This window comes from Aureimonas sp. AU22 (assembly GCF_001463745.1).
Taxonomy (GTDB): Bacteria; Pseudomonadota; Alphaproteobacteria; order Rhizobiales; family Rhizobiaceae; genus Aureimonas.
Window position 1 is genome coordinate 174,279 of record NZ_BBWJ01000045.1, and the last position, 6,681, is coordinate 180,959.

The window sequence follows — 6,681 nt, forward strand, 5'->3', positions numbered from 1 at the left end:
TTCGCCTGCCGTTACTGGCGGAACGGGAAGTTGAGCGCCTTCAGAAGGGCTCGCGCTTCGTCGTCGGTCTTCGCCGTCGTACACACGATGATGTCCATGCCCCACATCTGATCAACCTTGTCGTAGTTGATCTCGGGGAACACGATGTGCTCCTTCAGGCCCATGGCGAAATTGCCACGGCCATCGAAGCTCTTCGGGTTGAGCCCGCGGAAGTCGCGCACGCGGGGCAAAGCGATCTGCACCAGGCGATCCACGAACTCGTACATCCGCTCCTTGCGAAGGGTCACCTTCGCGCCGATCGGCATGTTCTCGCGCACCTTGAACCCGGCGATGGAATTCCTGGCACGCGTGATGACGGGCTTCTGACCGGCGATCTTCGCAAGGTCTTCAGCCGCCACAGTGGGCTTCTTGGAGTCGCCGGTGGCTTCACCGACGCCCATGTTGATGACGATCTTGTCGAGGCGCGGCACCTGCATCTCGTTGGAGTACTGGAACTCCTCGAGAAGCTGCTTGCGGATCTCGTCGCGGTAGACGGCCTTGAGCCGGGGCGTGTAGCTGGTCTCAGCCATCGATCTGTTCTCCCGAACGCTTGGCGATGCGCACCTTCTTTGCGTTCTCGCCCTCGCCGACAACCTTGAAACCGACGCGAGTCGGCTTGCCATCCTTCGGGTCGGCGACCGAAAGGTTCGAGAGATGGATCGGAGCCTCTTTCGAGACGATCCCGGCTTCCTGGCTAGCGGACTGCTTCTGGTGACGCTTCACCATGTTCACGCCGGAAACGACCGCACGGTCTTCCTTCGGCATGACCTGGAGCACCTTTCCGGAAAGCCCCTTGTCCTTGCCGGCCAGCACGACGACGTTGTCGCCCTTCTTGATCTTCTGCATCGGTCCGGCTCCTTACAGCACTTCCGGGGCCAGGGAAATGATCTTCATGTGGTTCCGGCCGCGCAGCTCGCGCGGAACGGGTCCGAAGATACGAGTTCCAACCGGCTCCTTCTTGTTGTCGATCAGCACCGCCGCATTGCGGTCGAAGCGGATCACGGAACCGTCCGGACGACGGATGTCCTTGGCCGTGCGAACCACGACCGCCTTCATCACGTCACCCTTCTTCACGCGGCCGCGCGGAATGGCCTCCTTGATCGAAACGACGATGATGTCGCCGACCGAGGCATACTTCCGCTTCGAACCGCCCAGCACCTTGATGCACATGACACGACGGGCGCCGGAGTTGTCCGCCACATCGAGGTTTGTTTGCATCTGAATCATGTCAGGCCGCCTTCAAATCACGAGCAGCCGGGGAGCGCAGGATCATGCGCTGCACCCGAGCCTATATTCACTGAGCCGAAGCCTGAGCGGCAACGACGATCCAAGTCTTGTCCTTCGAGATCGGCTTGGTCTCCTCGATGGAGACGATGTCGCCGACCTTGTACTGGTTGGATTCGTCGTGCGCCTTATACTTCTTCGACCGGCGAACGGTCTTCTTGAAGAGCGGATGCGTGAAGCGACGCTCCACGAGCACGACGACCGTCTTGTCATTCTTATCGGAGACCACGGTCCCCTGCAAAACGCGTTTCGGCATAGTTGACTACCTTCAGGCCTTGGCCGTGCCAGCCTTCTGGCGGGCAATGGTCTTGATCCGGGCGATGTCCCGACGGACTTCCTTCACACGCGAGGTGTTCTCGAGCTGGCCGGTGGCACGCTGAAAGCGCAGGTTAAACTGCTCCTTCTTGAGCTTGCCGAGCTCGGTGGTCAGCTCGTCCTGCGTCTTCGGGGTGAGATCGGAGGCTTTCATCGAATTTCTCCTTACTCGGCGATGCGCTGGATGAATCGCGTACGGATCGGAAGCTTGGCCGCGCCGAGGCGAAGTGCCTCGCGCGCGACGTCTTCCGCCACGCCGTCGATCTCGAACATGATGCGACCGGGAGCGACGCGCGCCGCCCAGTACTCGATCGCACCCTTGCCCTTACCCATGCGGACTTCCGTCGGCTTGGCGGTGACCGGCAGGTCCGGGAAGATCCGGATCCAGACGCGGCCCTGGCGCTTCATCTGACGGGTGATCGCGCGGCGAGCCGCTTCGATCTGTCGGGCGGTGACACGCTCCGGCTCGAGTGCCTTCAGACCGAAGGTCCCGAAGCTGAGCAACGAGCCGCCCTTGGAGTTCCCGTGAATGCGTCCCTTGAACGCCTTCCGGAACTTCGTGCGCTTTGGTTGCAACATTTCCTATTACTCCGAAACTTCGCCTATCAGGCGTGCTCGCGCTCGCGTTCACGACGACGGTTGTTACCACCGCCGCTGTTCGAACCGTCGCCCTCGACCGCCCGACGCTCGGAAGCCATCGGATCGTGCTCCAGGATCTCGCCCTTGAAGATCCAGACCTTGACGCCACACACACCGTACGCCGTATGGGCTTCGGCGGTGCCGTAGTCAACATCCGCGCGCAGCGTATGCAGCGGAACCCGGCCCTCGCGGTACCATTCCATGCGCGCGATCTCCGCGCCGCCAAGACGGCCGCCGCAATTGATGCGGATACCCTCGGCGCCGAGGCGCATGGCGGACTGCACGGCACGCTTCATGGCGCGGCGGAACGCGATGCGGCGCTCCAGCTGCTGCGCGATCGACTGAGCAACCAGCGTCGCGTCGGTCTCGGGCTTACGCACCTCGACGATGTTGATGTGCGTCTCGGCGTTGGTCATCGCGGAAAGCTTCTTGCGAAGCTTCTCGATATCCGCACCCTTCTTGCCGATCACGATGCCCGGACGAGCCGAGTGGATCGAGATGCGGCACTTCTTGTGCGGGCGCTCGATGACGATCTTGGAGACCGCCGCCTGCTTGAGCTCGTTCAGGAGGTACTTGCGGATCGCAAGGTCCTCGTGGAGCAGCTGGCCATACTCACCCGTGTTGGCGAACCAACGCGAGTCCCAGGTCCGGTTGATGCCGAGACGCAGGCCGATCGGATTGACTTTCTGACCCATTACGCGGCCTCCTCTTCGGCCTTCTCGCGGACGATGATCGTCAGGTGCGAGAACGGCTTCTCGACCCGGCTCGCACGGCCGCGACCGCGAGCGTGGAAACGCTTCATCGTGATCGACTTGCCGACGAAGGCCTCGGCGACGACGAGCGTGTCGACGTCGAGGTCGTGGTTGTTCTCGGCGTTCGCGATGGCGCTTTCCAGCGTCTTCTTGACCGTCTCGGCGATCCGCTTGCGCGAGAACGTCAGATCGGCGAGAGCGCGATCGACCTTCTTGCCGCGGATCAGCTGCGCAACGAGGTTCAGTTTCTGCGGGCTAACCCGGATCGTACGGGCGACTGCTTTCGCCTCGTTGTCCTTGAGCACGCGCTCGGCCTTGGCCTTGCCCATTGTTACTTCCTCTTCGCCTTCTTGTCGGCGCCGTGGCCGTAATAGGTGCGGGTCGGGGAGAATTCGCCGAACTTGTGTCCGACCATGTCCTCGTTGACCGAGACCGGGATGTGCTTGTTGCCGTTGTAGACGCCGAAGGTCAGACCAACGAACTGCGGCAGGATCGTGGAGCGTCGGCTCCAGATCTTGATCACCTCGTTGCGGCCGCCAGAGCGGACCTTTTCGGCCTTCTTCAGCAGGTAGCCATCAACGAACGGACCTTTCCAGACGGAACGTGTCATGGAGTGTTTCCCTTACTTCTTGCGCTGATGGCGCGAGCGCATGATGAACTTGTCGGTCGCCTTGTTCTGGCGCGTGCGCTTGCCCTTCGTCGGCTTGCCCCAAGGGGAAACCGGATGACGGCCACCCGACGTACGGCCTTCACCACCGCCGTGCGGGTGATCGACCGGGTTCATCGCCACGCCGCGAACGTGCGGGCGACGACCCAGCCAGACCGAACGACCGGCCTTGCCGAGATTGATGTTGCCGTGATCCGGGTTGGATACGGCACCGACGGTCGCGAAGCACGAGCCCGACACGAGACGCTGTTCGCCGGAGTTCAGACGCAGGATCGCCATGCCCTGGTCGCGGCCGACCAGCTGCGCGTAGGCGCCGGCGGAGCGGGCGATCTGCCCGCCCTTCATCGGCTTCATCTCCACGTTGTGGATGATGGTGCCGACGGGCATCGCCGAAAGCGGCATCGCATTGCCAGGCTTGACGTCGATGCCGGTGAGACCGGCCACGACCTTGTCGCCGGCAGCCAGACGCTGCGGAGCCAGGATGTAGCTCAGCTCGCCGTCCTCGTAGCGGATCAGCGCGATGAAGGCGGTGCGGTTCGGATCGTACTCCAGACGCTCCACCGTCGCCACGACGTCAAGCTTGCGACGCTTGAAGTCGATCATCCGGTAGGTGCGCTTGTGACCGCCGCCCTGATAGCGAGCGGTGATGCGACCCATGTTGTTGCGGCCACCGCTGGAATGCAGGCCCTCGGTCAACTGCTTGACCGGCTTGCCCTTCCAGAGGCCCGAGCGGTCGACGAGCACCAGCTGACGGGTGCTCGGAGTGACCGGCTTGAAGTTCTTTAGTGCCATGATCTTCTATTCCTCGCAGCCAGCCGTCAGAGACCGGTCGAGACGTCGATGGACTGGCCCTCGGCCAGCGTCACGATCGCCTTCTTCTGGTCGCTCTGGCGGCCCGGACGGCCGCGGAAACGCCGCACCTTGCCCTTGCGGACAAGCGTGTTGACGGCAGTGACCTTGACACCGAAGAGAGCCTCGACGGCCGCCTTGATCTGCGGCTTGGTCGCGGTCTTCGCTACGTTGAAGATCACCTGGTTGAACTCGGAGACCAGCGTCGACTTTTCAGTGATGACCGGGCTCGTGATGACGTCGTAATGGCGCAGATCGCTCATTTGAAGCGCTCCTCGAGGGCCTCGACGGCAGCCTTCGACAGGACAAGCGTCTGACGGCGCAGAATGTCGTAAACGTTGATGCCCTGGACCGGCAGAACGTCGATGTTCGGGATGTTGCGAGCCGAGCGAGCGAAGTTCTCGTTCAGCTGAGCGCCACCGATGATCAGCGCGTTCGTCAGGCCGAGACCCGCGAACTGAGCCAGCACCGCCTTGGTCTTGCCTTCGGCAGAGGTCAGATCGTCGATCACGATCAAGCCGCCGGACTTGGCCTTGGCCGAGAGAGCATGCTTGAGGGCAAGCGCACGCAGCTTCTTGGGCAGATCATGTGCATGGCTGCGCGACACCGGGCCGTGCGCCTTGCCACCGCCGCGGAACTGCGGAGCGCGAGCCGAACCGTGACGAGCACGACCGGTGCCCTTCTGCTTGTACAGCTTGGCGCCAGTGCGAGCGATCTCGGCGCGGCCGAGCGACTGGTGCGTACCCTGCTGGCGCTTGGCAAGCTGGTAGCGGACCATGCGCTGAAGGATGTCCTCGCGCGGCTCGAGACCGAAGATCTCGTCGGCAAGGGTGACCGAACCGGCTTCCGCGCCGGCGAGGGTCTTGATCTGGATGTCCATTACTCGGTTCCCTCGGAAGCGGCCGAAGCGCCGTTGTTGGCGACCTGGCGCAGGGCAGCCGGCTTGGGAGCGTTCTCAGGCAGCTTGGCCTTGACCGCATCGCGGACGTAGATCCAGCCGCCCTTCGAGCCTGGCACGGCGCCGCGGATCAGAATGAGGCCCTTGTCGGCGTCAGTGCGAACCACTTCCAGGTTCTGCGTCGTCACGCGGGTCTGACCCATGTGACCGGCCATCTTCTTGTTCTTGAAGACCTTGCCCGGATCCTGGCGTTGACCGGTGGAGCCGTGCGAACGGTGCGAGACCGACACGCCGTGCGTCGCACGCAGACCACCGAAGTTGTGGCGCTTCATGACGCCGGCGAAACCCTTACCGATCGAAGTGCCGGTGACGTCGACGAGCTGGCCCGCGACGAAATGGTCGGCCGTGATCTCGGCGCCCACGTCGATGAGGTTGTCGTCCGACACGCGGAACTCGGCCATCTTGCGCTTGGGCTCTACGGAAGCCTGCGCGAACACGCCGCGCATCGCCTTGGAGGTGTTCTTCACCTTGGCGGTGCCGACACCGAGCTGAACGGCCGTGTAGCCGTTCTTGTCCTGGGTCCGCTGACCCACGACCTGAAGGTTCTCGACCTTGAGAACCGTGACCGGCACATGCTCGCCCGCATCATTGTAGATGCGGGTCATGCCGACCTTCTGTGCAATCACACCTGAACGCATTCTTCTTCTTTCTCCAGAGGAACCTTAGGGGCGTGATCGGCCCGGCCGGTTCTTGTCCGCTCGTTAGAGCTTGATCTCGACGTCGACGCCTGCGGCGAGGTCGAGCTTCATCAGCGCATCAACCGTCTGCGGCGTCGGGTCGACGATGTCGAGGAGCCGCTTGTGCGTGCGCATTTCGAACTGCTCGCGGGACTTCTTGTCCACGTGGGGCGAGCGGTTGACCGTGAACTTCTCGATCCGCGTCGGGAGCGGGATAGGACCACGCACGTTGGCGCCGGTCCGCTTTGCCGTCGAAACGATCTCGCGGGTGGAAGCGTCGAGCACGCGGTGGTCGAACGCCTTCAGGCGGATGCGAATATTCTGGCCGTTCATTGCATTCGTCCTTCCGTCGGAGCCATGCCGGAGAACCGGCGCTTTCCGATCGCTAAACAGTCTTCAGCCAATCAAACCGAACGGCTGAGCGCCGCCCGAACCGCCCCGAAGGGCAAAGAGAACGCGGCGGTGTATACCGCCGCGCCCCCGACTTCAAGAGGCCAAGCC

At 62.9% G+C, this 6,681-nt stretch carries 14 protein-coding genes; all 14 read right to left on the reverse strand.

All coding sequences use genetic code 11. The features are described 5' to 3' along the window. Positions 1 to 11: 11 nt before the first annotated feature. Positions 12 to 569, reverse strand: a complete 558-nt coding sequence (gene rplE, locus AUL34_RS17215) for a 50S ribosomal protein L5 (RefSeq protein ID WP_061936363.1) — start codon at positions 567 to 569, stop codon at positions 12 to 14. After that, positions 562 to 885, reverse strand: coding sequence for a 50S ribosomal protein L24 (rplX, locus tag AUL34_RS17220; protein WP_061936366.1), 324 nt, complete (start codon positions 883 to 885; stop codon positions 562 to 564). Before rplX ends, rplE begins: the two co-directional genes overlap by 8 nt. A gap of 12 nt (positions 886 to 897) precedes the next feature. Beyond that, a complete protein-coding gene (gene rplN, locus AUL34_RS17225; RefSeq protein WP_055885514.1) occupies positions 898 to 1,266 on the reverse strand; it encodes a 50S ribosomal protein L14 in 369 nt (122 codons plus the stop codon). Positions 1,267 to 1,333: 67 nt separating this feature from the next. Further along, entirely contained in the window at positions 1,334 to 1,579 is a 246-nt protein-coding gene (rpsQ, locus tag AUL34_RS17230) for a 30S ribosomal protein S17 (RefSeq protein ID WP_061936369.1), read from the reverse strand. Positions 1,580 to 1,591: 12 nt separating this feature from the next. Further along, positions 1,592 to 1,792, reverse strand: a complete 201-nt coding sequence (gene rpmC / locus AUL34_RS17235; RefSeq protein WP_061936372.1) for a 50S ribosomal protein L29 — start codon at positions 1,790 to 1,792, stop codon at positions 1,592 to 1,594. Between the two features lie 11 nt (positions 1,793 to 1,803). Next, positions 1,804 to 2,217 (reverse strand): 50S ribosomal protein L16, encoded by a 414-nt coding sequence (gene rplP, locus AUL34_RS17240; RefSeq protein WP_055885507.1) that lies wholly within the window; start codon positions 2,215 to 2,217, stop codon positions 1,804 to 1,806. Between the two features lie 26 nt (positions 2,218 to 2,243). Continuing rightward, positions 2,244 to 2,972, reverse strand: coding sequence for a 30S ribosomal protein S3 (gene rpsC, locus AUL34_RS17245; RefSeq protein WP_061936374.1), 729 nt, complete (start codon positions 2,970 to 2,972; stop codon positions 2,244 to 2,246). After that, positions 2,972 to 3,358, reverse strand: a complete 387-nt coding sequence (gene rplV / locus AUL34_RS17250) for a 50S ribosomal protein L22 (RefSeq protein WP_061936378.1) — start codon at positions 3,356 to 3,358, stop codon at positions 2,972 to 2,974. The genes rpsC and rplV overlap by 1 nt, the downstream gene beginning before the upstream one ends. 2 nt (positions 3,359 to 3,360) lie before the next feature. Continuing rightward, the gene (rpsS, locus tag AUL34_RS17255; RefSeq protein ID WP_061936381.1) at positions 3,361 to 3,639 is read right to left on the reverse strand and encodes a 30S ribosomal protein S19; all 279 of its coding nucleotides are present in this window, start codon (positions 3,637 to 3,639) and stop codon (positions 3,361 to 3,363) included. Between the two features lie 12 nt (positions 3,640 to 3,651). Next, positions 3,652 to 4,488 (reverse strand): 50S ribosomal protein L2, encoded by an 837-nt coding sequence (rplB, locus tag AUL34_RS17260; protein WP_061936384.1) that lies wholly within the window; start codon positions 4,486 to 4,488, stop codon positions 3,652 to 3,654. A 26-nt stretch (positions 4,489 to 4,514) separates the two neighbouring features. Beyond that, on the reverse strand, positions 4,515 to 4,808 hold the full coding sequence (locus tag AUL34_RS17265) for a 50S ribosomal protein L23 (RefSeq protein ID WP_055885492.1): 294 nt from the start codon (positions 4,806 to 4,808) through the stop codon (positions 4,515 to 4,517). Further along, entirely contained in the window at positions 4,805 to 5,425 is a 621-nt protein-coding gene (rplD, locus tag AUL34_RS17270; RefSeq protein ID WP_061936387.1) for a 50S ribosomal protein L4, read from the reverse strand. The genes AUL34_RS17265 and rplD overlap by 4 nt, the downstream gene beginning before the upstream one ends. Continuing rightward, the gene (gene rplC, locus AUL34_RS17275; protein WP_061936390.1) at positions 5,425 to 6,141 is read right to left on the reverse strand and encodes a 50S ribosomal protein L3; all 717 of its coding nucleotides are present in this window, start codon (positions 6,139 to 6,141) and stop codon (positions 5,425 to 5,427) included. The genes rplD and rplC overlap by 1 nt, the downstream gene beginning before the upstream one ends. 63 nt (positions 6,142 to 6,204) lie before the next feature. Then, positions 6,205 to 6,513: a 30S ribosomal protein S10 gene (gene rpsJ, locus AUL34_RS17280; RefSeq protein WP_006205468.1), complete on the reverse strand. Its 309-nt coding sequence runs from the start codon at positions 6,511 to 6,513 to the stop codon at positions 6,205 to 6,207. Positions 6,514 to 6,681: the final 168 nt, after the last annotated feature.

Coding starts and splice junctions, on each gene's coding strand:
- rplC (WP_061936390.1), bottom strand. CDS start 6,141: ATGCGTTCAGGTGTGATTGCACAGAAGGTCGGCATGACCCGCATCTAC.
- rplE (WP_061936363.1), bottom strand. CDS start 569: ATGGCTGAGACCAGCTACACGCCCCGGCTCAAGGCCGTCTACCGCGAC.
- rplD (WP_061936387.1), bottom strand. CDS start 5,425: ATGGACATCCAGATCAAGACCCTCGCCGGCGCGGAAGCCGGTTCGGTC.
- rpsS (WP_061936381.1), bottom strand. CDS start 3,639: ATGACACGTTCCGTCTGGAAAGGTCCGTTCGTTGATGGCTACCTGCTG.
- rplV (WP_061936378.1), bottom strand. CDS start 3,358: ATGGGCAAGGCCAAGGCCGAGCGCGTGCTCAAGGACAACGAGGCGAAA.
- rplN (WP_055885514.1), bottom strand. CDS start 1,266: ATGATTCAGATGCAAACAAACCTCGATGTGGCGGACAACTCCGGCGCC.
- rplX (WP_061936366.1), bottom strand. CDS start 885: ATGCAGAAGATCAAGAAGGGCGACAACGTCGTCGTGCTGGCCGGCAAG.
- rpsC (WP_061936374.1), bottom strand. CDS start 2,972: ATGGGTCAGAAAGTCAATCCGATCGGCCTGCGTCTCGGCATCAACCGG.
- rpmC (WP_061936372.1), bottom strand. CDS start 1,792: ATGAAAGCCTCCGATCTCACCCCGAAGACGCAGGACGAGCTGACCACC.
- rpsJ (WP_006205468.1), bottom strand. CDS start 6,513: ATGAACGGCCAGAATATTCGCATCCGCCTGAAGGCGTTCGACCACCGC.
- rplP (WP_055885507.1), bottom strand. CDS start 2,217: ATGTTGCAACCAAAGCGCACGAAGTTCCGGAAGGCGTTCAAGGGACGC.
- rplB (WP_061936384.1), bottom strand. CDS start 4,488: ATGGCACTAAAGAACTTCAAGCCGGTCACTCCGAGCACCCGTCAGCTG.
- AUL34_RS17265 (WP_055885492.1), bottom strand. CDS start 4,808: ATGAGCGATCTGCGCCATTACGACGTCATCACGAGCCCGGTCATCACT.
- rpsQ (WP_061936369.1), bottom strand. CDS start 1,579: ATGCCGAAACGCGTTTTGCAGGGGACCGTGGTCTCCGATAAGAATGAC.